Origin of the sequence: Modicisalibacter ilicicola DSM 19980 (genome assembly GCF_900128925.1) — a bacterium.
Lineage (GTDB): Bacteria > Pseudomonadota > Gammaproteobacteria > Pseudomonadales > Halomonadaceae > Modicisalibacter > Modicisalibacter ilicicola.
In genome coordinates, this window is the sequence record NZ_FQUJ01000004.1 from 36,338 (window position 1) to 57,815 (window position 21,478).

Annotated in this window: 20 protein-coding genes; 12 read left to right on the plus strand and 8 right to left on the minus strand. The window is 60.9% G+C overall.

Translation table 11 applies throughout. The annotated features are described in order from the left end of the window. The first annotated feature begins 88 nt into the window (after window positions 1-88). Window positions 89-640 (plus strand): D-glycero-beta-D-manno-heptose 1,7-bisphosphate 7-phosphatase, encoded by a 552-nt coding sequence (gene gmhB, locus BUA41_RS04745; protein WP_072820257.1) that lies wholly within the window; start codon window positions 89-91, stop codon window positions 638-640. Window positions 641-754: 114 nt separating this feature from the next. On the opposite strand, the gene gyrB is transcribed toward gmhB, so the two are convergent. From gyrB to dnaA, 4 genes are all read right to left on the minus strand, one after another. Continuing rightward, window positions 755-3,175, minus strand: coding sequence for a DNA topoisomerase (ATP-hydrolyzing) subunit B (gene gyrB / locus BUA41_RS04750; RefSeq protein ID WP_072820259.1), 2,421 nt, complete (start codon window positions 3,173-3,175; stop codon window positions 755-757). 24 nt (window positions 3,176-3,199) lie between these two features. After that, window positions 3,200-4,288 carry a DNA replication/repair protein RecF gene (gene recF / locus BUA41_RS04755; RefSeq protein WP_072820261.1) on the minus strand — a complete coding sequence of 363 codons (1,089 nt, stop codon included), beginning with the start codon at window positions 4,286-4,288 and terminating at the stop codon, window positions 3,200-3,202. A 60-nt stretch (window positions 4,289-4,348) separates the two neighbouring features. Beyond that, on the minus strand, window positions 4,349-5,452 hold the full coding sequence (dnaN, locus tag BUA41_RS04760; RefSeq protein WP_072820263.1) for a DNA polymerase III subunit beta: 1,104 nt from the start codon (window positions 5,450-5,452) through the stop codon (window positions 4,349-4,351). Window positions 5,453-5,519: 67 nt separating this feature from the next. Then, window positions 5,520-6,983 (minus strand): chromosomal replication initiator protein DnaA, encoded by a 1,464-nt coding sequence (gene dnaA / locus BUA41_RS04765; protein ID WP_072820265.1) that lies wholly within the window; start codon window positions 6,981-6,983, stop codon window positions 5,520-5,522. A 571-nt stretch (window positions 6,984-7,554) separates the two neighbouring features. Between dnaA and rpmH the strand changes: the two genes are divergently transcribed. From rpmH to mnmE, 4 genes are all read left to right on the plus strand, one after another. Further along, the gene (gene rpmH / locus BUA41_RS04770) at window positions 7,555-7,689 is read left to right on the plus strand and encodes a 50S ribosomal protein L34 (protein WP_011508608.1); all 135 of its coding nucleotides are present in this window, start codon (window positions 7,555-7,557) and stop codon (window positions 7,687-7,689) included. 24 nt (window positions 7,690-7,713) lie between these two features. Then, a complete protein-coding gene (gene rnpA, locus BUA41_RS04775) occupies window positions 7,714-8,097 on the plus strand; it encodes a ribonuclease P protein component (protein WP_072820267.1) in 384 nt (127 codons plus the stop codon). A 102-nt stretch (window positions 8,098-8,199) separates the two neighbouring features. Further along, entirely contained in the window at window positions 8,200-9,882 is a 1,683-nt protein-coding gene (gene yidC, locus BUA41_RS04780) for a membrane protein insertase YidC (protein ID WP_072820270.1), read from the plus strand. 248 nt (window positions 9,883-10,130) lie between these two features. Further along, on the plus strand, window positions 10,131-11,507 hold the full coding sequence (gene mnmE, locus BUA41_RS04785) for a tRNA uridine-5-carboxymethylaminomethyl(34) synthesis GTPase MnmE (protein WP_072820272.1): 1,377 nt from the start codon (window positions 10,131-10,133) through the stop codon (window positions 11,505-11,507). A gap of 24 nt (window positions 11,508-11,531) precedes the next feature. Here mnmE and BUA41_RS04790 read toward each other — a convergent pair whose 3' ends face one another. The 4 genes from BUA41_RS04790 to rdgB form a co-directional block, all read right to left on the minus strand. Next, window positions 11,532-12,389: a 23S rRNA (adenine(2030)-N(6))-methyltransferase RlmJ gene (locus BUA41_RS04790; RefSeq protein WP_072820274.1), complete on the minus strand. Its 858-nt coding sequence runs from the start codon at window positions 12,387-12,389 to the stop codon at window positions 11,532-11,534. Between the two features lie 95 nt (window positions 12,390-12,484). After that, complete coding sequence (locus tag BUA41_RS04795; RefSeq protein ID WP_072820276.1) at window positions 12,485-13,156, minus strand: YiaD family glycine zipper/OmpA-like lipoprotein; 672 nt, start codon at window positions 13,154-13,156, stop codon at window positions 12,485-12,487. Between the two features lie 53 nt (window positions 13,157-13,209). Next, window positions 13,210-14,382, minus strand: a complete 1,173-nt coding sequence (hemW, locus tag BUA41_RS04800; RefSeq protein ID WP_217652779.1) for a radical SAM family heme chaperone HemW — start codon at window positions 14,380-14,382, stop codon at window positions 13,210-13,212. Continuing rightward, the gene (gene rdgB, locus BUA41_RS04805; RefSeq protein ID WP_072820280.1) at window positions 14,379-14,975 is read right to left on the minus strand and encodes an RdgB/HAM1 family non-canonical purine NTP pyrophosphatase; all 597 of its coding nucleotides are present in this window, start codon (window positions 14,973-14,975) and stop codon (window positions 14,379-14,381) included. The genes hemW and rdgB overlap by 4 nt, the downstream gene beginning before the upstream one ends. Window positions 14,976-15,394: 419 nt before the next feature. Here rdgB and BUA41_RS04810 point away from each other — a divergent pair, with 419 nt between their 5' ends. From BUA41_RS04810 to BUA41_RS04840, 7 genes are all read left to right on the plus strand, one after another. Beyond that, window positions 15,395-16,066 carry a LuxR C-terminal-related transcriptional regulator gene (locus tag BUA41_RS04810; protein ID WP_072820282.1) on the plus strand — a complete coding sequence of 224 codons (672 nt, stop codon included), beginning with the start codon at window positions 15,395-15,397 and terminating at the stop codon, window positions 16,064-16,066. A 40-nt stretch (window positions 16,067-16,106) separates the two neighbouring features. Further along, a complete protein-coding gene (locus BUA41_RS04815) occupies window positions 16,107-16,586 on the plus strand; it encodes a CsgE family curli-type amyloid fiber assembly protein (RefSeq protein WP_084671155.1) in 480 nt (159 codons plus the stop codon). 35 nt (window positions 16,587-16,621) lie between these two features. Beyond that, window positions 16,622-17,032, plus strand: a complete 411-nt coding sequence (locus tag BUA41_RS04820) for a curli assembly protein CsgF (protein WP_072820286.1) — start codon at window positions 16,622-16,624, stop codon at window positions 17,030-17,032. A gap of 15 nt (window positions 17,033-17,047) precedes the next feature. Beyond that, window positions 17,048-17,884, plus strand: a complete 837-nt coding sequence (locus BUA41_RS04825; RefSeq protein ID WP_072820288.1) for a CsgG/HfaB family protein — start codon at window positions 17,048-17,050, stop codon at window positions 17,882-17,884. Window positions 17,885-18,423: 539 nt separating this feature from the next. Beyond that, window positions 18,424-19,494 (plus strand): hypothetical protein, encoded by a 1,071-nt coding sequence (locus BUA41_RS04830; RefSeq protein ID WP_072820290.1) that lies wholly within the window; start codon window positions 18,424-18,426, stop codon window positions 19,492-19,494. 253 nt (window positions 19,495-19,747) lie between these two features. Beyond that, window positions 19,748-20,200 carry a hypothetical protein gene (locus BUA41_RS04835; RefSeq protein WP_072820292.1) on the plus strand — a complete coding sequence of 151 codons (453 nt, stop codon included), beginning with the start codon at window positions 19,748-19,750 and terminating at the stop codon, window positions 20,198-20,200. Between the two features lie 101 nt (window positions 20,201-20,301). Next, window positions 20,302-21,378, plus strand: coding sequence for a hypothetical protein (locus BUA41_RS04840; protein WP_072820294.1), 1,077 nt, complete (start codon window positions 20,302-20,304; stop codon window positions 21,376-21,378). Window positions 21,379-21,478 lie beyond the last annotated feature (100 nt).

Consider the following 21,478-nt stretch of genomic DNA (forward strand, 5'->3'; position numbering starts at 1 on the left):
CTACTCCCTACTCCCTCTATCGTCCCGGCTTGTTTCACGTGAAACATCTGCCTAGACTCGTACCTCACGATTGACGGACACCTCGACCATGGCGATCTGTGCCGAAAAACTGATCATTCTCGACCGGGATGGCGTCATTAACGAAGACTCCGACGACTACATCAAGTCGCTGGAGGAGTGGCGCCCCTACCCCCAGGCAATCGACGCGATCGCGCGCCTGGCACAAGCCGGCTGGAACATCGCGGTAGCGACCAACCAATCGGGCATCGCTCGCGGCTATTACGACGAGGCCACCCTGGCGCGCATTCATGCGGCGATGCTCGAGCGCATCGAGGCCGCTGGCGGCCGCGTCGCACACATCGCCTACTGTCCTCATGGGCCGGACGAGGGTTGCGACTGTCGAAAGCCTGCCGCGGGTCTGCTCGAGCAGATTCGCCAGGCACTCGATATGCCGACGCTCGAGGGAGCCTGGCTGGTCGGTGACACTCTTCGCGACCTTCAGGCGGGGCTCAAGATGGGTTGTCGCCCTGTTCTCGTGCGCACAGGCAAGGGATGCCGAATCGAAGCACAGCGCATGCCGGAGGGAACCCAGGTCTACGACGACCTGGCAGGGTTTGTCGATCACCTGCTGGGCGTTTGATTTTTCTTCGAAAAACTAGCTTCTTAGGTCCAGACACAAGCGACCCCTACACCAGCATGGCGTCGGGGTCGCTTCCTCCTGCATGCCGTCAGATGGCATGTTTCACGTGAAACATCAGATATCGAGATTGGCCACCAGAGCGTTCTGCTCGATGAAATAACGCCTAGGCTCGACCTCGTCGCCCATGAGCGTATTGAACATCATGTCGGCGGCTACCGCGTCCTCGATCGAAACCCGCAGCATGCGGCGTGTCTCGGGATCCATGGTGGTTTCCCAGAGCTGCTCCGGATTCATCTCGCCCAGCCCCTTGTAGCGCTGGATGGAGAAACCCCGCTGGGCTTCCAGCATCAGCCACTCGAGGGCCTCGTAGAAGGTCTTCACGGGCTTGGTGCGCTCGCCACGTGCGACGTATGCGCCCTCCTCGAGCAGATCGTCCAGCGCCTCGCCCAAGGACGACATGGCCCGGTAATCCGCACTCTGAAAGAAATCCAGCCCCCAGACATAGTCCGTCGTGACCCCATGGGCCGTCAGTGAAACACCCGGCAGGAAAATGCCCCGCTCGCTATCCTCATGGAGCTGGAACACATGCCGGGGACCGCCTTCGTGAGCGACCAGGGAATCCATCTCGGCCTGCAGGAACTCGATCCAGTTCTGCATGGTGACCCGGTCTTCAAGGCTCTTCTCGCCTTCGAGGGTGGCGGCATGAACGACCCTGCGCAACACCTCCCGGGGATAGACGCGTGACAGACGGTCGATACGCTTCATGACGTCACGGTACTGATCGACCAGGGTTTCGAGTTGTCCACCGGCGATGCCCGGAGCATCCGGGTTCACGTAGAGTCGCGCTCCATCCAGCGCGGTGGCGGTCAGATAATCGATCAAGGCCTGCTCATCCTTGAGATACATCTCTTGCTTGCCCCGCTTGATCTTGTACAGCGGCGGCTGCGCGATGAACACATGCCCTCGCTCGATCAGTTCGGGCATCTGTCGGAAGAAGAAAGTCAGCAACAAGGTACGGATGTGCGACCCGTCGACATCGGCATCGGTCATGATGATGATCGAATGGTAGCGAAGCTTGTCGGGGTTGAACTCTTCCCGGCCGATGCCGCAACCCAAGGCGGTGATAAGCGTGCCGACCTCGGCAGAGGAGAGCATCTTATCGAAACGCGCCTTCTCCACGTTGAGGATCTTGCCCTTCAAGGGGAGGATCGCCTGGGTGCGACGGTCGCGACCCTGCTTGGCACTGCCACCTGCCGAATCGCCCTCGACCAGATACAGTTCCGAGAGGCTGGGGTCCTTCTCCTGGCAGTCCGCGAGCTTGCCCGGCAATCCGGCAATATCCAGCGCTCCCTTGCGACGTGTCATCTCGCGTGCCTTGCGTGCGGCTTCCCGGGCGCGCGCCGCATCGATCATCTTGTTGACGATTGCCTTGGCCTCGTTGGGACGCTCGATGAGATAGTCGGAGAACTGTCGGCCCAGTTCCTGCTCCACGGCGGTCTTCACTTCGGAAGACACCAGCTTCTCCTTGGTCTGGGAGGAAAACTTCGGGTCCGGCACCTTGACCGAGATGATTGCGGTCAGCCCTTCCCGGGCATCGTCGCCGGACGTATTGACCTTGGCCTTCTTGAGGAGCCCCTCTGCCTCGATGTAGTTATTCAGCGAGCGGGTCAGGGCCGCCCGAAAGCCGGCGAGGTGAGTGCCACCGTCACGCTGCGGTATGTTGTTGGTATAACAGAAGATATTCTCGGCGAAGGTGTCGTTCCACTGCATGGCCACTTCAACACCGATGCCGTCGTCACGCTGAACGTCGAAATGAAATACCGGGTTGAGGATGGTCTTGTTCGTGTTCAGATGATCGACGAACGCCCGCAGCCCGCCTTCATAATGAAACAGCTCTTCCCGCCCGCTGCGCTCGTCGATGAGGCGAATCGCCACACCGGAATTGAGGAAGGAGAGCTCACGCAGTCGCTTGGCCAATATATCGTAATGGAATTCGATGTTGGCGAAGGTCTGCGAGGAAGGCCGGAAGTGCACCCGCGTGCCGCTCTTCTCGGTCTGTCCGACCACGCCCAGTGGCGCTTCCGGCACGCCGTGGCGGTAGATCTGCTCATACACTTCGCCGGCGCGCCAGATGGTCAACTTGAGCTCTTCGGACAGCGCGTTGACGACGGAAACGCCGACTCCGTGCAGGCCCCCCGAGACCTTGTAGGAATTGTCGTCGAACTTGCCGCCAGCGTGCAGCACGGTCATGATGACCTCGGCTGCGGACACCCCTTCTTCCGAATGAATGTCGGTGGGGATGCCTCGCCCGTTGTCGCTGACCGTGACGGATTCGTCCGGGTGAATGACCACGCGAATTTCACTGCAATGGCCGGCCAGGGCCTCATCGATGGAGTTGTCGACCAGCTCGAACACCATATGGTGCAGGCCGGTGCCATCATCCGTGTCACCTATGTACATGCCGGGGCGCTTGCGCACGGCATCCAGGCCCTTGAGTACCTTGATGCTCGTTGAGTCGTAAGCCTGTTCGCTCATTGGCTACTCCGTCGTAAAAACTGTCTATCCCATGGTCTCAAGCCGACCATGTTTCACGTGAAACATGGCAAGGGGTGTTGCCGGCTGCCATAAACCCAGCAACGACTCACGCTCGACACTTGTTATAAATACTTGACACTTCATCCACTCCAGCCACTCGCAGAAGATCTGGCGATGGCGGACATCCAGCTCCGCGGGCAAGTCATCGATGAGGTAAATGCATGTCCGACCCGTCGAGGACTCGAGCAATCGCCCCTGGGCCAGCTTCATGGCGCTGACCACCAGCTTCTGCTGCCCACGAGAGAGCACTTCCTTGGCAGGTCGGCGCTCCACACGTATGCGCAGGTCCGCGCGCTGCGGCCCTTGCTGGGTGAAGCCCATCAGGTGATCACTATCGCGGCTCTCGCGGAGCACATCTTCATAGCGTCGCTTGTGATCCCAGCCCCGGAAATAGCGCAGCGACAGCCCGGGCAACGGCAGCAACTCATGCAGGGTTTCCTCGAAGACAGGCATGAAGCTTGCCATATAGGCTTCCCGCAAGGCATCGAGCCGATCGCCCCACAGTGCCAGCTCTCGCTCCCAGGCACCGAGCATCTGGGCATCCATTCTACCATGCCTGAGTAGGGCATTCCGATGTTTCAGCGCTTTACGGGCAAGGCGCCACGTATCGAAGAACTCGTGTTTCACGTGAAACACACCCCAGTCGAGAAACTCGCGTCGCGCGGATGGTGCCCCCTCGAGCAGGCTGAAGGCATCGGGATTGATCAATTGCAGAGGAAGTGATTCGGCAAGCTGAGCGACCCGACTCACCTGCTCGCCGGACCTGCGCATGAGGAGTTCGGACGTCGATCGCTGGCGTCTCACCCCCAACGCCAGAGGGGGATCGCCGGCCACGCGTCCATGTAGGGTCAATGCATCGGCCTCGTGCTGAATGGCATTCTTGAGCTGTTGAGTGCGGAAGGAGCGTCCCATCCCCAGGATATGAATGCCTTCCAGAAGGCTTGTCTTGCCGCTGCCGTTGTCACCGATGACCAGGTTGACGCCTGGGCCGGGGTGTACGTTCAGCTGCTGCAGGTTGCGCAAGCCAAGAAAGGTTAGACGGTCGAGAGGCATCGATGAGCATCCAACGGCGGCGGTATCGAGTCGATGACGCCACCGTGGCCAGGGTGAGTGCTACAAGCGCATGGGCATGACGACATAGAGGGCGTCCCCGCCACCCGGCTCCTCCATGATGGCGCTACTGTTCGGGTCGGAAAGCGTCATCTGCACGCGGTCTTCATTGAGCGCGTTGAGCACATCGATGAGATAGCCGACGTTGAAACCTATCTCCATGGCGCTTCCGCCATAATCGATCGCGACATTCTCCTCGGCCTCTTCCTGTTCTGGATTGTTGGCCATCACTCTCAGGTTGCCTTCCTCGAGATTGAGCCGCACGCCGCGGTACTTTTCGTTGGAGAGGATCGAGGTGCGCGACAATACCTGGCGCAGTGCGGCGCGTTCGGCGATGAAGACCTTGTCGCCCCCCTTGGGTATCACGCGATCGTAATCCGGAAACTTGCCGTCGACCAGCTTCGACGTGAAGGTGAATTCTCCCGTGTGGGCTCGAAGGTGGTTGGCGCCCAGGGTCAACTGAACCGGCTCATCACTGCCATCGAGCAGACGTGCCAGCTCAAGAATCCCCTTCCGCGGCACGATAAGCTTTTGCTCGGGCTCGATATCGATGTCCGCGGAGCGCGCGCAAACGGCCAGACGATGGCCATCGGTAGCCACGCTGCGCACGATATGATGCCCGAGTTCCAGCAGCATGCCGTTGAGGTAATAGCGGACATCCTGCTGTGCCATGGCAAAGGCCGTGGCATCGATCAAGTGCTTGAGCGTGCCTCGAGGCAGAGAGAGTTCCTGGCTGCCCTGGCTATCTTCGATACTGGGAAATTCGGCCACCGGCAATGTCGAAAGGGTGAAGCGCGAACGGCCGGCACGCAGCACGGCACGGCCCTCCTCGAGAGTGAAGGCGATTTCCGATTGCTCGGGCAGGGATTTACAGATATCCATCAACTTGCGTGCCGGCACCGTTGCCGAGCCGGGCTCGTCGACACCGATCGGCTCCGCACGGCCGACCAGCTCGACTTCGAGGTCGGTGCCGGTCAGCGCCAACTGGGTGTCCTGAACCTGTATTAGGACATTCGATAATACAGGTAATGTCTGACGGCGCTCGACCACACCAGCGACCAGTGTCAATGGGCGTAGCAGGGCTTCACGGGAGATGGAAAATTTCATGATGGCTCCACTCTTCTCCTGGTTTTATGAGGCAACACTGTAATGGCATGGCCACCTGAATGCGGCGTCAGCTGGTCAACGAGCGCAGCAGATTCTTGTAATCCTCGCGGATGTCCGCGCTCTCTTCCTGCAGCGCCTTGACCTTGCGGCAGGCGTGCAGGACGGTGGTGTGGTCCCGCCCCCCGAAGGCATCGCCGATCTCCGGCAAGCTGTGATTGGTCAGCTCCTTGGCCAGTGCCATGGCCACCTGGCGCGGACGCGCCACCGAGCGTGAACGCCGCTTGGAAAGCAGGTCCGCCACCTTGATCTTGTAATACTCGGCCACGGTGCGTTGAATATTATCAACGCCGACCTGCTTGTCCTGTAGCGCCAGCAGGTCCTTGAGCGACTCTCGAATGAAATCCTGGGTGATCGGCTTGCCCATGAAATGAGAATCGGCGATGACCTTCTTGAGCGCCCCTTCCAGCTCCCGAACATTGGAGCGAATCTTCTGGGCGATGAAGAAGGCGGCATCATGGGGCAGATCGACCTTGGCCTGATCGGCCTTCTTCATCAGGATGGCCACCCGTGTCTCGAGTTCCGGGGGCTCGATCGCCACCGTCAGCCCCCAACCGAAACGCGACTTGAGACGTTCTTCCACGCCACTGATTTCCTTGGGGTAGCGATCCGAGGTCAGGATCATCTGCTGACCACCCTCGAGCAAGGCATTGAAGGTGTGAAAGAACTCTTCCTGGGAACGCTCCTTGCCGGCGAAGAACTGGATGTCGTCGATCAACAGGGCGTCGACACTGCGATAGAAGCGCTTGAAGTCATTGATCGCGTTGAGCTGCAGAGCCTTGACCATGTCCGCCACGAAACGCTCCGAGTGCAGGTAGATGACCTTGGCATTCTCGCGCTGACCGGCCAGTTGGTTGCCTACCGCGTGCATCAGGTGCGTCTTGCCCAGACCGACACCACCGTACAGGAACAACGGATTGTAGGCGCCACCGGGGTTTTCGGACACCTGACGGGAGGCTGCGCGCGCCAGCTGGTTGGACTTGCCCTCGACGAAGGTGTCGAAGGTGAAATTGGGATTGAGGCCGCTCTGGTGCTTGAGGCTACCCTCGACCTGCACCTGACGTCCCTCGGATCGCGACGTCGAGTCGTTCCTGGGCTTTTCGATTTCCTGCTCGTCCGCGTAATCGCTGCGCGGCGGGCTATGCACCGCAGGCGCCGCGGGCCTGGGGAAACGGCTAGCGGACACGGGGTTTCCCAGTTCGCGTGGCTGAGGGCTGGGGGCCGACCGCCGACTCCCCACGGTCAACGACACCTTGGGTGGCTTGGCAGGCGACAGCTCACGCATCAACTCATTGATTCGCTTGAGATATTTATCGCTGACCCAGTCCCGGACAAAACGGTTGGGCGCCAGCAGATTCAGCTCGTTGGGCTCGCCATCCTCGGCCTGCAAGGGGCGAATCCAGGTGTTGAACTGCTGAGAGTTCAGTTCGTCCTGAAGGTAATTCAGACACTGTTGCCAAAGCGCGACTGACACACGACCTCACCGTCCAACATGCAAATGGCCGATCATTGTAGCGTTCGAACCTCTAGTTATCCACACGAGGAAGGCTCGACTTCGCTGTGGACAATCCTGCGAGGAAAAGCGTGAAAAAGAGTGTACGGGGCTGTGCACAGGCACCATCTGTGGACAGATGGCGATCTGTCCACACTCTTTTCCCCCGGATGCAAAGCGGTTTCACGCATCCATTCCACAGTTTTCTTAATGCTATAGATTACTGATATAAGTATGCTATCGCAGGTTATCCACAAACATTACCCACAGTATTAATAACAGCAGTATTTAAAAGACCAAAAAATTATTGTAGTAAGAGGCTTCGCAGGCATCTTGGCGGCACAGGGGATCGTCATCGTCATCGTCCCCGTCCCCCGGAAGGCGTGGAGGAGGGGCTCGATCACACCGGGTGTGGATAACACGCAAAAATTGCACACCGGCAACGAATTCACTAGAATTCCCGCTCTTGAGATGGATCCGTTCGAGCCCCTTTCCGGGAGCTCGCGCTTTTCCATGATCGATCGTTCACTCAATCACGTGGGAAGAAGTTGATATGAAACGCACTTTTCAACCGAGCGTTCTGAAGCGTAAGCGTGTGCACGGCTTTCGCGCGCGCATGGCAACCAAGAATGGTCGGCAGGTTCTCGCGCGTCGTCGTGCCAAAGGTCGCAAGCGCCTGAGCGCCTGAGCGCCTGAGCGCCGGCCTCGGCAGGTGTCTAGTCAGACCTTTCCCCGGACGCTGCGCCTTCTGACCGCCGGGGAGTACCGACACGTCTTCGAACAGGCCGATTACAGGGTTCACGGTAAGGGTCTTCTGGCATTGGCCAGAGACAATTCACTGGGCCATGTCCGGGTAGGCCTGGTCTTCAGCAAGAAGAACGTTCGTCGGGCCGTCGACCGCAACCGCTTGAAGCGCTTGGTGCGGGAATCCATTCGCCTCCGACAACAGCGCCTGCCTGCCGTGGATATCGTCGTGCTGGCGCGCCGGGGGGTCAACGACCTGGACAATGCCACTCTGCATCGTCAGCTGCACGGCATGTGGCGCCGTCTGGAGAAGGACGTGCACCGATCGCCGGCAGCCTCCTCGCACTCTTGATTGGACTATGCCCGTGGTTCGCCTGGATCCGTTTTCTTCCCGGCGAATTCCGACGCGGCAGACGAGTCTCGAACGTTCCATCACCCTACTGGGCAGATCCTCATGGATGTAAAACGACTTCTCCTCCTGATTCCGCTCGCGGTGCTTGCCTACCTGCTGGTCGTCCAGTGGAACCAGGATTATGGTCAGCTCGACGCGCAGCCCAGCTCGCCAGCCATCAGCGAGACCCAGCGTGGTGAATCCGCCACTGCAGACGACGAACAGGGGCTGGCGGCGCCCACGGGCGATGCCGATGCGCCGGCCAGCAATGCCATGCCGGAGGAGACCGGAGCAGGCAATCGACGCAGCCTGGTCAGTGTCGTCACCGATGTCCTCGACCTGAGGATCGACCCCCAGGGCGGTGACATCGTCTATGCCGCCTTGCCGGAACACAAGTACAGCCTGGAATCGGAACACGCCTTCGTGCTGCTGTCGGACAACGACAACCGCAGCTACGTGGCCAAATCCGGCTTGCAACTGGAAGGCCATCAGGGACGCATCGCCTTCACGCCGGAGAAGACTTCCTACCGCCTCGATGACGGCGACGACACGCTGGTCGTCGATCTGAGCGCCGACGTCAACGGTGCCGAGGTCATCAAGCGCTTCGCCTTCCAGCGCGACAGCTACGCGGTCGATGTCTCCTATCACCTGGCCAACGCCAGCGAGACCCCGCTCACCGCCCGGTTCATCGGTCAACTGGCCCGGGATGACAGTGCGGACCCCTCCTCGGGCACTGGCGTGGGCATGAGCTCCTTCCTGGGCGCGGCCTATTCGTCGCCGGACAACCACTACGAGAAGATCGATTTCGACGAGATCCAGGAAGGCGCCTTCAACAATCGGGATGTCCAGGGCGGCTGGGTGGCCATGATCCAGCACTATTTCACCTCGGCCTGGGCGCCGTCGCAGGAACAGCAGAACCTCTACTATGCCACCACCGATTCGCGTGGGCGCAACGTGGCCGCCTTTGCCGGACCGACGCAGAGCATTGCACCCGGTAGCGAAACCGAGCTCGGGGCGACGCTCTACATGGGGCCCAAGATCCAGGAACGCCTGGAGGAGGTGGCGCCCTATCTCGAGCTGACCGTGGATTTCGGCTGGCTCTGGTTCATCGCCAACCCGCTTTTCTGGTTGCTCGACAAGATCCACGACGTGCTGGGTAACTGGGGCTGGTCGATCGTGATATTGACGGTGATCGTCAAGATCGTGCTGTTCCCGCTCTCTGCTGCCGCCTACAAGTCGATGGCCAAGATGCGCAAGCTCGGCCCCGAGATGCAGCGCATCAAGGAGCAGTACGGCGACGACCGCCAGAAGATGTCCCAGGAGATGATGAAGTTCTACCAGAAGGAGAAGATCAATCCTCTGGGGGGCTGTCTCCCCATCCTGATCCAGATGCCGATCTTCATCGCGCTGTACTGGATGCTGATGGAATCCGTGGAACTGCGCCATGCACCGTTCATGCTGTGGATCGACGACCTTTCGGCCAAGGACCCCTATTTCGTTCTGCCTATCCTGATGGGCATCTCGATGTTCGTGCAGCAACTGCTCAATCCGACGCCGCCGGACCCCATGCAGGCCAAGATCATGAAGATGCTACCGATCATCTTCACCTTCTTCTTCCTGTGGTTCCCGGCCGGCCTGGTCATCTACTGGATCGTCAACAACACGATCTCGATCATCCAGCAGTGGATCATCACTCGCAAGATAGAGAGCGACCCGGCCACCGGCAAGAGCAGCCGCGCGAAGTAACCGCTCACTATAAAGCTAAGGAATTGCTGAATAAATCGCCGAGCGAAATGAAGTGCAAGACGCATGGAGCGCAGAAAACGAGACATAACATGGGGTTAGGCGAGCTTTCTGCGCTCCGCGCAACGCAGCAATTCGTTCGTGTAGGCATTTATGCAGTGATTCCCTAACGGACCCCCGCCCTCGCGGGGGTCCGCCATTGCAGACGCCCCTGACCCCACTGACTCAGCCGATTCCGCAAGGTCCGCCTGATGAGCGATAGCCTTCTCTACACACAAGACACCATCGCGGCACTGGCCACGCCACCGGGGCGAGGCGGGGTCGGTATCATCCGTGTCTCCGGCCCCGCCTGCGGCGCTATCGCTCGGGCCGTGCTGGGCCACTGCCCTGCGCCGCGTCATGCCCACTACGGCCCGTTCCATGCCAGCGAGTCGGGCATCATCGACGAAGGCATTGCCCTCTTCTTCCCCGGGCCGAACTCCTTCACCGGCGAGGATGTGCTCGAACTGCAGGGCCACGGGGGGCCGGTGATCATGGACCTGCTGCTAGCTCGCTGTGTCTCACTCGGCGCGCGGCTCGCCCGACCGGGTGAATTTTCCGAACGCGCCTTCCTCAACGACAAGCTGGACCTGGCCCAGGCCGAGGCGATCGCCGACCTGATCGATGCCAGTTCCCAGGCCGCCGCGGAGAATGCCCTGCGCTCGCTGCAGGGCGAGTTCTCGCGACGTGTCGATGCCGTGGTCCAGCAGCTCATCGAACTGCGCCTCTACGTGGAGGCGGCCATCGATTTCCCGGAAGAGGAGGTCGATTTCTTGGCCGACGGCAGGGTCGCCACGAAACTCGCGGAGGTCCAGCAGGCATTGGCCACGGTCATCGCCGCCGCCAACCAGGGCGCGCTGATGCGCGAAGGCATGAGCGTGGTGATCGCCGGACGCCCCAACGCCGGCAAGTCGAGCCTGCTCAACACCCTGACCGAGCAGGAGACCGCCATCGTCACCGATGTGGAAGGCACCACCCGGGACGTGCTGCGCGAGCATATCCACCTCGACGGCATGCCGCTGCACGTCATCGATACCGCCGGGTTGCGCGATACTCCGGACGCGGTCGAGCAGATCGGCGTGGCCCGGGCCTGGGCCGAGATCGAGAAGGCCGACCGGGTGCTGCTGCTGGTCGACGCCACCGCCACCGAGGCACTCGACCCCATGGCGATCTGGCCGGAATTCGTCGCCCGCCTGCCGGACCCAGGCCGGCTGACCCTGGTTCGCAACAAGATCGACACCAGTCACGAGCCCCCGGGGCTCGATGCCTCCACCACCCCGCCGACACTGCGTCTCTCGGCCAGGACCGGGGCGGGTGTGGATAGCTTGAAGGAGCACCTCAAGGAGATCATGGGCTACAGCGCCACCACCGAGGGGCGCTTCTCGGCGCGCCGCCGCCACCTCGATGCACTGCATCGTGCGGAGTCAGCGCTTACCAACGGCATGGAACAACTCCAAGGCCACGGTGCCGGGGAACTGCTGGCCGAGGATCTTCGTGAAGCGCAGCAGGCCCTGGGCGAGATCACCGGCGAATTCACCGCCGACGACCTGCTGGGCGAGATCTTCGGAAGCTTCTGCATAGGAAAGTAGCCCGACCGGCTTGAAAGCGGAACGCTACTCCCCTACCCACCACTGGCCCTGATGGCTGGTCTCGGCGCCCAGGCAGGTCGTGACCCGGCCCATGGCGTCCTCGATCTGCCGGTCCAGCCCCCAGGGCGGGTTGAACAGCAGCATGCCGCTGCCGTACATGCCATGCTCGCCATCCGGCGCGTGCATTCTCAGCTCGCTGCGCCAGAGCTTGCGCAGCCCGGCCTGCCTGACGGCATCGAGCAGGTTCTGGTGACGCCCGGCGGGCAATAGCGGGTACCACACCAAAACCACCGCGTGGCGTGCCTTGCGTGCCACAAATTCCAGGGTCTCTGCGACCTCGGCGTATTCCTCCTTGCGCTCGTAACTGGGATCGATCAACACGCAAAGCCTCGGAGTGGCAACCGGCAACAGGCGACGCAGCCCCTTCAACCCATCTTCATGAAGGCGACGCGCGCGGCTCGGCAGCGTCTGGGCATCGAGATGCCGATGCTCGCCGGGATGCAGCTCGAACAGGGTCAAGCGGTCCTGGGGGCGAAGCATGCTCGCCAGCCACCAAGGCGAACCGGGGTAATGGGTCAGCCGGGAGCCGTCCCCGCCTTGGGCCCTGCGCAGCTCGCCGACCCATTCGTCCACCAACGTTCCGCCTTGCTGGAAAGTCGAAGGAGGAAAGGCCTGCCACAGCGGCAGAACTCCGGTCTGGTACTCCTTGAGCTTCTGGGTTTCGATACCTTGCAGAGGATAATATCCCCGGCCCGCATGAGTATCGATATACGTAATCTGTGATTCTTTACGTAACAGATTGCGCTGCACGGCAAACAGCACCAGATGCTTGTGGACATCGGCAAAGTTGCCGGCGTGGTAAGCGTGCTGGTAGGCAAGCATGCGACGTTCCCCCTCAAGTAAAAGGGCCCGTCGACACGATATCGGCGGGCCCTGCCTGGCATGTCCGCTGGCCGGCGACCAGCGGATTGAGCGAGTTATTGCTGTCGGGTCGGGGTGAGGGTGATCTCGACGCGGCGATTCTGTGCCCGCCCCTGCTCGTTGGCATTGCTGGCCACCGGCTGATTCTCGCCGTAACCGACGATGTCGAGGCGCTGTCGGGCGACCCCGCCCTGCATCAGGTAGTTGCCCACCGCCTCGGCGCGCCGCTCGGACAGACGCTGATTGTACTGCTCGGAACCGCTGCTGTCGGTGTGGCCTGCCACGGTGATGCGGGTCTCGGGATACTCGCGCATGACCGCCGAGGCGTCGTTGAGCGCCTGGCGTGCCGCCGGCGTGAGCTCACTGGAGTCGAAGCCGAAGGTCACACTGCTGGGCATGTTGAGAACGATGTTGTCCCCCTGCCGCTCGACCCCGATACCGGTGCCCTGGAGACGTTCGCGCAACTGCGCTTCCTGGCGATCCATGTAGTAGCCGATGCCGCCCCCGGCAGCCGCCCCGACGGCGGCACCGATCGCTGCGCGATCCCGGCGGCTGGAGCTGCCATCGCCGCTCAATGCCCCCGCCACGGCTCCTACCGCGGCACCGATGCCGGCAGCGGTGACCGTCTTGGAGCGCTGCGTTTCTCCCGTCTGGGGATCGGTCGTGGCGCAGCCGGTCGCGGCGATGGCCGCCGCCAGGGGTACCGCCAGCCAGAATTGCTTAGCCATTCTTGTGAAACTCCTTTCCATGTCTCGACGGCGAATTGTCTTCACGCCGGCCGTCAGTCGTCGCTTATCGAGGCGAGAAGTTCGTTCAAGAATAACAGACCATGGGGTGAGGCCTGTAGACGCTCGGGGGCTTCCATCAACAATCCTTTTTCACGAGCCTCACCTAATCTTTCTTCGAGTTCGGAGAGGGGCCGACCGCTGGCCCTTCGCCACCGGTCGACGCCAACGCCCTCCACCAGGCGCAAGGCGTTCATGGCGAACTCGAGGGGCAGCTCCTGACGCTCGATTCGCCGCCGACCGGCAAGAAAGCCGCGGGGATCGTCGCGCCGACGCAGGTAGGCCTCCGGCTGGCGACTCTTCCAGCGCCGTTCGATCAATAACTCCCCGGCTTCGGACCACCGGCTGAGCTTGCCGTGCGCCCCGGCGCCGATGCCCAGGTAATCGCCAAACCGCCAGTAATTGAGGTTGTGCCGCGAACGTTGCCCCTGTCGCGCGTAGGCGGAGATCTCGTAGCGCGCCAGGCCGGCCCTCTCGAGCCGCTCGTGCCCGGCATCCTGAATGTCCCAGAGCGTTTCGTCTTCGGGCAGGACGGGGGGGCGGGAATGAAATTCGGTATTGGGCTCCAGGGTCAGCTGGTACCAGGAAAGGTGTTCGGGAGCCAGCGACAGGGCCTGCTCGAGATCGTCCAGCGCCAGCCCCAGGCTCTGCCCGGGCAGGCCGTGCATCAGGTCCAGATTGATGTTGTCGAACCCCGCCGCGCGCGCGCTGGCCACGGCCTGGTGCGCCTCTTCTCCGCCATGGATGCGCCCCAGGGCCTCGAGCTGTTCTGCCTGGAAGCTCTGCACCCCGATCGACAGGCGATTGATGCCGGCCTCGCGATAACCGGAGAAGCGCCCCTGCTCCAGGGTGCCGGGGTTTGCCTCCAGGGTGATCTCGCACTCCGCCGCCAGGGGCAGGCGCCGGGCCAACCCCGCCAGAAGACGGTGATAGAAGTCCGGCGACATCAGGCTTGGAGTGCCGCCACCGATGAACACGCTCACCAGTTCCCGCTCGCGGGCCAGGAGCGATTCCTGATCGAGATCCGCCAGCAGGGCATCGAGATAGGCCTTCTCGGGCAATTCGCCATGCCGACCGATGCCATGGGAATTGAAATCGCAATAGGGGCATTTTTTCACGCACCAGGGCACGTGCACGTAGAGTGCGAGTTCGGGCAAGTCATGCATCAGCGCAGCTGCTCTACCAGGGCGTGCAGCGCTCGCCCTCGGTGACTCAGACGATTCTTTTCCTGGGCACTGAGCTCGGCAGCGCTCATGCCCTTTTCGGGAACCCAGAAGAGCGGATCGTAGCCGAAGCCGCCCTCGCCCCGCGGGCGAGCGAGAATCTCACCCTCCCAGCTGGCTTGAACGATGCGCGGCACCGGATCCGCGGCGTGGCGCAGCAGTACCAGCACACACCAGTAGCGCGCCGTGCGCTGCCCCTCGGGAACCTGATCCAGCGCCTCGATCAGCTTCTGGTTGTTGGCCGCATCGTCGCCCGGCATGCCGGCGTAACGTGCCGAGAAGATGCCGGGCGCTCCCCGCAGGGCATCGACCTCCAACCCCGAGTCATCGGCCAGTGCCGCCAGGCCACTGGCACGACAGGCTTCCCGCGCCTTGAGCAGGGCATTCTCGACGAACGTCGAGCCGGTTTCCTCCACTTCGTGCACCGCGTATTCGGCCTGGGACTGCAGCGCGAAGCCCAGGGGGTCGAGGAGTGCACTGAATTCTCTCAGCTTCCCGGGGTTGTGACTGGCCAGTACCAAAGGGTGAGTAATGCTCACTACGGCAACTCCTAGATATTCTGATTCATTTTGAGCGCTCAATCTCATCGTCGGGAAGGCCTCTGCCTGTCGTCGAAGCGCCCTCGCCGGGACAGCGGCCCTCCCAAAAAACTAGAAAACTAATCTAAAAACAGTTAAATCTTCCTAGATAAAAAAGACTACGAGCCTGTTTTTATTGGACAGTCGTTGTGCACCGGCCGGAAGAAAATCAATGGTAAAAAACCAAGCCATTGATTTTAATGATTAATCTTATGGCTGGACTAAAAAGCCTCGCCAGCCTGCGAGAAAAGTTATATATACATTTTTGTAACGCAACTTTACAATACTAGGAAAAAAGGCAACCCTGTCTCAAACCTCTTGATGGGGCGCAGAGGCAACATAACGCCCTAAGCGCAGGGCCATACTTCTGGAGCAGCACCATGAACCATGGGAACTCGTTGATTCTTCTCGTTACTGACTGTAATCCCCAGTCTCAGCTCTTCATGGATTACATCGCTGAGCAGCTGGACTGTCAGATTACCGCCGTCGGCCCTCACGATGCCACGGACAACCTCGAAAGCGAAAAGACCCTCGTCCTGCTCGACGCGGACCATGTCGACGAAAGCAGCATGCAGCAATGGCATGGCCGCGCATCGGAGCGCCCGGCGATGATTCTGGCGGCCTTCAATCTGCGCGACGAGGATCACGCCGCCGATGTGCTTGCCTCCCTGCACCTGCAGGGCGTGTTCTATCGTCGGGACAGCCTGCAGCTGATCTGCAAGGGGATCGGTGCGCTCCTGGAGGGCGATCTGTGGATGTCTCGTTCACTGATGACGCGCCTGATCGAATTCTATCGCCGCCAGCAGCTCAATGCCTACCGTCCGGTGTGCGGCCTGACCCATCGCGAGCTGGAAATCATCGGCCTGCTCGGTTCGGGCGCGTCCAATACCGAGATCGCCGACAAGCTGTTCGTCAGCGAGCACACGGTGAAGTCGCACCTCTACAACATCTTCCGCAAGATCAAGGTGCACAACCGCATCCAGGCCATGAACTGGGCGCGCCAGAATCTGGGGGCGCCACCGCCCAGCCACCAGAAGGCCCAGCGACGTTGAGGTACCTGACGTGCTAGCGAAGCCGATTGCATGGGTTGTCTTGCTGTTTGCGCTGCCCCTGGCCCAGACCCAGGCCGAGGCGCCTTCCGGCGAGGCCTCGCCGCCGGCCGAGGCCGGGGTGCCGGCGACCGCCGACGATCGGCCCGAAGGGGAAGACGGGCCTTCCAGCGAGGCCCTGGCCCCGGCACCGGAACCGGCCCTGACCGGCCTGCTGGTGGATCGCACCATCACCATGATCGGCAAGACATTCTTCCAGAAGTTCAGCCAATTGCGGCTGGACAGCGCGATTCTCAGCAACGCCAGCCTGGCGATACACGAACGCCCATCGGCGCGCTGGGGAAGCATCGTGTGGGTATCCGAGGGCACGCGCATCCTCTACGAAGCCACGCTGCCGCCCCGCTTGAGCGAGGTGGACCAATATGCCGAGGCCGCCGTGGGCCAGGTGGAACAGCTGATACTGCGACGCAAGGTGACAGAAGCCCTGCAGGATAACCACGACCTGGCCGACGACGAATTCTGACGCGTCACCAGCACCGCTTGACACAGGAGATACGCATGACACTCCGATATCTACTTCTCCCCCTGGCACTTATCGCCGCTGGCGCCCAGGCCGGCGAGCTGATCTATCAGCCGATCAACCCCTCCTTCGGCGGCGACCCGCTGGTGGGCAACTACCTGCTCAACAAGGCCCAGGCCCAGGACGACAACGAGGACCCCGACGCCCGGGACTTCGGGGATTTTTCCCCCAACCAGTTCCGCATAGAAGACCAGGTCTATGAAAGTCTCGACGACGCCATCGAAGCCGCCAAGAACGGCGAGACAGGCAGCTTCAGCACCATCGACAGCCCCGACCTGCGCTTCCAGGTCGAGAGCCTGGGCAGCGGGGGGTACCGGCTGATCATCACGGACCGGGTCACCGGCGAAGTGACCAGCATCAATGTCGGTGCTGCCAGCAACAATTTCTGACCAGGGGAAGCCACAATGAAATTCTTGAAAATCGCACTGGCGCTCTCCCTGCTGGCGTTGGGCGGCTGCACCAGCATGGTCAATCACGCCGAAGGGCTCGAGAGCGCCCCGGCCACGCTGATGCCGCGCTCGGGCACCTACAGCGACCTGATCAGCCTGCCGCGGCCGAGTGCCAAGATCTATGCCGCCGTCTACGACTTCCGCGACCAGACCGGCCAGTACAAGCCGCAGCCGGCGAGCACCTTCTCCACCGCCGTCACCCAGGGGGGCGCCGCCATGCTCAGCGCCGCCCTGGCGGATTCGGGCTGGTTCATCCCCCTGGAACGGGTCGGGCTGCAGAACCTGCTGACCGAACGCAAGATCATTCGCGCCAACCTGGAACGCCTGGGTCGGCCCGAGGCCCTGGAAACCCTCAATGCGGCTCGGGTCCTGCTCGAGGGTGGCATCATCGCCTACGAGTCGAACATTCGCACCGGCGGGGCGGGGGCGGAGTACTTCGGCATCGGCGCCTCGGGCAAGTATCAGGTCGATCAGGTCACCGTGAATCTGCGGGCGGTGGATATCGCCACCGGCGAGGTGCTGAGCAATGTCACCACCAGCAAGACCGTGTTCTCCCACGAGCTGCGGGCCGGGGTCTACCGGTTCATCGACTTCAAGCGGTTGCTGGAGGGCGAGATCGGCTACACGAACAACGAGCCCGTCCAGCTGGCGGTGATGTCCGCCATCGAGTCCTCGGTCATCCATCTGATCGCCCGGGGGGTCCGCGACCAGCTGTGGTCCCTCGAGGATCCCTCCCAGGTGCAGAACCCGATACTCAGTGCCTATCTCGAGGCGCCCACCCCGATGCTCTAGGCGCTCATCGACACCGCGTCGACGCCACTCTTGCCTGTTCAGGCGCCTCCCGGGGCGCCTTTTTCTTGTCTGGCAGGTAGCCGCCGCGGTTTCAGCGAAGCCTGAAACAGCCCTCGCTGATGAAACAAGGCATCCATGATCCGATTGTTTTTTTAATACCTTGAGCGATATGAATAAGCATTCTAGTGGTAAATGTAAACAACTTTAACTTCCTATTGCCGGGTTTTCTTTTTGTGTAAAAACTGTAACCAATAAAAACATCCAGTTTCATGAAAAATGATTCATGCCGTCTTCAGGGTGACCGGAATTCGGTCATGAACAGGCAGGGAAGCCACTACTGGAGGAGAGAGGGATCACGAGAAGAAGGATCGTTCGGTTATTACATGACCAATCTTTTTCATTGTCCGATCAATGACAGACAAGCGGTACTTTAACGTCAAACGTAATCATTCAGACGTGATTGAAGGATCACACGCTTATTTCGCATGAGCGAGCCCATCACGCTCGAATGCCGAGCAAACTCCAAAAGGACGGGAACCATGAAATTCAAGTTAGCCATACTGGCAGCCTCCGTAGCACTCTCCGCCAACGCCATTGCCGCGGACAACGAAGCCACCGTCGATCAGGGCGGTACCAATAACGTGCTCAATGCCCATCAGCTCGGGCTGGGCAACACCGCCAACCTGCAGCAGTCCGGCTGGAACAGCACCACGGAACTCCTGCAGAAGGGGCAGTACAACGATGCCGACGTCGACCAGAGCGGCATGGACGAATCGGCGGATATCTACCAGACCGGCTACAAGAACGAATCCAGCACCACTCAGGAGGGTTACGGCAACGACCTCGTGAGCGTGCAGAAGGGCCAGCGCAACGAGTCCGACGTCACCCAGAGCGGCATGAACGGCAAGGTGGACATCTATCAGGGCGGCTACAGGAACGAATCCGAGGTCGAGCAGGGCGGGCGCGACAACAGCGTCGTCTCGGTGCAGAAGGGCCAGTACAACGACTCCGAGGTCTCGCAGAGCGGTCACCGCAACCTGGCCGACATCTACCAGGCCGGTTACGACAACGAATCTCGCGTGATGCAGGGCGATGGCTATGGCAACAACGCCACCGTCGTGCAGAAGGGCCAGTACAACAGCTCCGAGATCAACCAGGAAGGCATCAAGGCCTCCGCCGATGTCTACCAGGCCGGCTACGCCAACGAGTCCAGCATCACCCAGGGCAGCTACAAGAACGTGGCAGACATCGTGCAGAAGGGTGAGTTCAACACTTCCGAGGTCGTCCAGACCGCCAAGGAGAACATGGCCGACGTCTACCAGGCCGGCTACGACAACTATTCATCCATCGAGCAGACCCGCTGGAGAAATTCCGCCAAGGTGGTGCAGAAGGGCACCGAAAACAGCGCCGAGATCCTGCAGGAGGGCATCAACGATGTCGCCAGCATCTACCAGCAGGGCTACGACAACTATGCCGCCATCAACCAGGATACCGTCGGCCTCGGCACACTGGCGCGCAACTACGCGGAAATCGTTCAGAGCGGCTACGGCAACAGTGCCACCATCAACCAGTCCGGTGGCTACAACAACGCCTATGTCTATCAGAACTGAGAAGGCAGAGGCGCTCTCGGCCTGAGGTAGCGACACGATCTGGCCCCACCCCTCGGTGGGGCCTTTTCGTCGAGGCAGACAACGCCCCTGCGCCACATCGGATCAGAAAAATAGTTAAAAGTATTAAATTTTATTTAGCACATGGATTTGTAACAAGACCAGTTTAACCAACCTTTAATTCATCCTAACTTCCGATGGCTGCCGCAGCTTTATGTATCAGACTGTAACCATTGGATACCGAAGAGTGTACACCATGAAACCGAAAGTCATTCTTCTGTTCGTCGGCTCCTGTCTGCTATCGCCTCTGGCCCTGGCGGAAGATCTGGCCATCGGCTCGGAACTGGCAGCGGGATACTACGCCAATCATGCCGGCAGCAATACCCTGCGTGCCGCTCAGATCGGTACCCACAACGATGCCGAGCTCGTGCAGCTGGGCCAGCGGAATACGGCCAGCGTGTACCAGCAAGGGTCGGGAAATGACGCAGCCATCCTGCAGGTCGGCGGCTACCACAGCGCGGACATTGCCCAGGCGGGGCTCGGCCACGATGCCCAGATCGTCCAGCGCGGCCACGGCAAGCAGGCCAGCATCGATCAACGAGGCAGTTACGCAAGCGCCGACATCCAGCAACTGGGTTCCAGCACTACACCGGTACACGTCACGCAGCTTTCCCGGGGGGGAACGAAAGTACAGGTGATTCAGCGCTGACAGCCGTTGGGATAAGGGTGTCAGCCCATGGCAGGACAATAACGACGCTGAAAAAGCGCAGAGCAAGTAAACGCAAAAACGCGAACAGAAGGGAACCAACCATGAAATTCAAAGTAGCGCTACTCGCAGCCGCCGTTGCATTCTCCGCCCAGGCCGTCGCTGGCGAAAACGAGGCACGGATCAACCAGAGCGGTCTCGGCAACACCGCCGACGCCTTCCAGACCGGCACCGGCAACGAACTGACAGCCCAGCAGTCGCACCTGCTCAACGATGCCAAGTCCGTCCAGAAAGGCCAGTACAACAAGGCCAAGGTGATGCAAAGCGGTATCCATGCCTCGGCGGACATCTACCAGGCCGGGTACAAGAATGAATCCCGCATGGACCAGAGCGGCTTCGACGATCGGGCCAAGTCCGTACAGAAGGGCCAGTACAACACGTCCGACATCGAGCAGGACGGCATGCTGGATGATGGTGTCAGGGCAGACGTCTACCAGGCCGGCTATGCCAACACCTCGCGCATCGAGCAGTCCGGTAGCGGCAACGACGCCGTCTCGGTGCAGAAGGGCCAGTACAACGAGTCCGACGTGACCCAGAGCGGCTATCGCAACACCGCGGACATCTACCAGGCCGGCTACGCCAACCTGTCCAAGGTGAAGCAGGGCGGCGGCTATGGCAACGACGTGGTTTCCGTGCAGAAGGGTCAGTACAACGAGTCCCGGGTCACCCAGAGCGGCATCAAGGCCTCCGCCGATGTCTACCAGGCCGGCTATGCCAACAAGTCACGCATCGAGCAGGCGAGCTACAAGAACAACGCCGACATCGTGCAGAAGGGTGAGTTCAACGAGTCCCGGCTCTCTCAGACCGGCAAGATGAACATGGCCGATATCTACCAGGCCGGCCACGGCAACGATTCGCTCATCGAGCAGTATCGCGAGAACAGCGCCACGGTCGTCCAGAAGGGGACCTACAACGAGTCCGACATCCTCCAGGATGGCCTGCACGATGTCGCCGATGTCTTCCAGGCCGGCTATGGCAACGAGGCCCGCATCGCCCAGAGCGCCAGCGGCCTGGGCAGTCTGATGACAAATACCGCCAGCATTGCCCAACATGGCTACAACAACAACGCCAGCATCCATCAGTCTGGCGGCGCCAACGGTGCTACCGTCTATCAATACTGATACGCGCGAGGCACCTGCCTTGGAAATCGAACCCCGCTCCGGCGGGGTTTTTTTCTTGGATGGCAGGGCGCCACCGGAAAGGTAACGAAACACAAGGAGG

Excerpts from the sequence above, each read along its gene's own strand:
- BUA41_RS04830 (WP_072820290.1), top strand. The coding sequence starts at position 18,424 with ATGAAATTCAAGTTAGCCATACTGGCAGCCTCCGTAGCACTCTCCGCC.
- BUA41_RS04810 (WP_072820282.1), top strand. The coding sequence starts at position 15,395 with ATGAACCATGGGAACTCGTTGATTCTTCTCGTTACTGACTGTAATCCC.
- BUA41_RS04825 (WP_072820288.1), top strand. The coding sequence starts at position 17,048 with ATGAAATTCTTGAAAATCGCACTGGCGCTCTCCCTGCTGGCGTTGGGC.
- BUA41_RS04840 (WP_072820294.1), top strand. The coding sequence starts at position 20,302 with ATGAAATTCAAAGTAGCGCTACTCGCAGCCGCCGTTGCATTCTCCGCC.
- BUA41_RS04820 (WP_072820286.1), top strand. The coding sequence starts at position 16,622 with ATGACACTCCGATATCTACTTCTCCCCCTGGCACTTATCGCCGCTGGC.
- yidC (WP_072820270.1), top strand. The coding sequence starts at position 8,200 with ATGGATGTAAAACGACTTCTCCTCCTGATTCCGCTCGCGGTGCTTGCC.
- gmhB (WP_072820257.1), top strand. The coding sequence starts at position 89 with ATGGCGATCTGTGCCGAAAAACTGATCATTCTCGACCGGGATGGCGTC.
- BUA41_RS04835 (WP_072820292.1), top strand. The coding sequence starts at position 19,748 with ATGAAACCGAAAGTCATTCTTCTGTTCGTCGGCTCCTGTCTGCTATCG.
- BUA41_RS04790 (WP_072820274.1), bottom strand. The coding sequence starts at position 12,389 with ATGCTTGCCTACCAGCACGCTTACCACGCCGGCAACTTTGCCGATGTC.
- recF (WP_072820261.1), bottom strand. The coding sequence starts at position 4,288 with ATGCCTCTCGACCGTCTAACCTTTCTTGGCTTGCGCAACCTGCAGCAG.
- gyrB (WP_072820259.1), bottom strand. The coding sequence starts at position 3,175 with ATGAGCGAACAGGCTTACGACTCAACGAGCATCAAGGTACTCAAGGGC.
- dnaN (WP_072820263.1), bottom strand. The coding sequence starts at position 5,452 with ATGAAATTTTCCATCTCCCGTGAAGCCCTGCTACGCCCATTGACACTG.
- BUA41_RS04795 (WP_072820276.1), bottom strand. The coding sequence starts at position 13,156 with ATGGCTAAGCAATTCTGGCTGGCGGTACCCCTGGCGGCGGCCATCGCC.
- rpmH (WP_011508608.1), top strand. The coding sequence starts at position 7,555 with ATGAAACGCACTTTTCAACCGAGCGTTCTGAAGCGTAAGCGTGTGCAC.
- mnmE (WP_072820272.1), top strand. The coding sequence starts at position 10,131 with ATGAGCGATAGCCTTCTCTACACACAAGACACCATCGCGGCACTGGCC.